The sequence below is a fragment of the Methylobacterium bullatum genome (assembly GCF_014845095.1).
In the GTDB taxonomy this organism is placed as follows: domain Bacteria; phylum Pseudomonadota; class Alphaproteobacteria; order Rhizobiales; family Beijerinckiaceae; genus Methylobacterium; species Methylobacterium bullatum.
This window is the reverse complement of sequence record NZ_NKUG01000197.1, coordinates 1-789: the sequence shown is the minus strand read 5'-3', so window position 1 is coordinate 789 and position 789 is coordinate 1. Positions and strand designations below refer to the sequence as shown.

At 71.6% G+C, this 789-nt stretch carries 1 protein-coding gene and 1 pseudogene; both read right to left on the bottom strand.

Features of this window, described 5'->3' with window-relative positions:
* Positions 1–281, bottom strand: a pseudogene (locus tag MBTS_RS21600) (PhnA-like protein); the annotation flags it as partial.
* 130 nt (positions 282–411) lie between these two features.
* Positions 412–789: CsbD family protein (locus MBTS_RS21595; RefSeq protein ID WP_210322915.1), on the bottom strand; the 378-nt coding region annotated here is incomplete at its 5' end.

The following is a 789-nucleotide window of genomic DNA, read 5'->3' as shown; positions in this document are numbered from 1 at the left end:
CCGGCGATGAAGCCGCCCGCGAGAGCGGCGACGATGCCCGAGACGATGAACCAGACACCGGCGCCGAGCGACAGGGTCGAGGCGGCCGGGTTGTCGGCGGCGTTCGCTCCGACGCTGGACAGGCCGATGCCGACGCCGACCATGTTGAGGACGACCTGGGTCACCAGGGCGGTGACCGCGCCGGCGAAGATCGCGCCCCAGGACACCTGGTTCAGCAGGACGGTGCGGGTATCGGCCGAGGCCGTGATGGATGAAGTCGCGAGAAGGGGGGAAGTGGACACGATACTGATACTCCGGGTCGTCGGTCGTCCGAGAAGGTCGGTCGTTCGAGGGGGGCGTCGGCTGGTGGAACTCAGGGGGCCGACCGCGCAGTTCCGGCACGGTCGGACCGATCGATCGCGGCTTTGCGGATCAGTCGCGCCGGTGGATGAGCAGGCCGATTCCGTAGCCGAGGAGGCCTGCCACGAGCAGGGCGGCCACCGGATGCTCTGCGATCCGGTCGGTGGCCTCGCGTCCGCCCTGGCGCAGGTACCGGCCACCGTTCTCGTAGGCGTCCTCGGCCCGGTCGTAGGCCTCGCGGCCGGCACCGCGGACGGAGCGCTCGGCGCGGTCGTAGGTATCGGCGGCCGCTCCCTGGGCGCGGCGCGCGCGGTCCTCGACGTCGTCCGACCCGATCAGACTGCCGACCGTGTCGCGAACCCTGCCGCCGATGTCGCGGGCGGTGTCGGCGACGTGCTCGGCCGCGTCGCGGACGGAGTCCTTGGCCTGTCCGTAAAGGTTCTCGGCGGC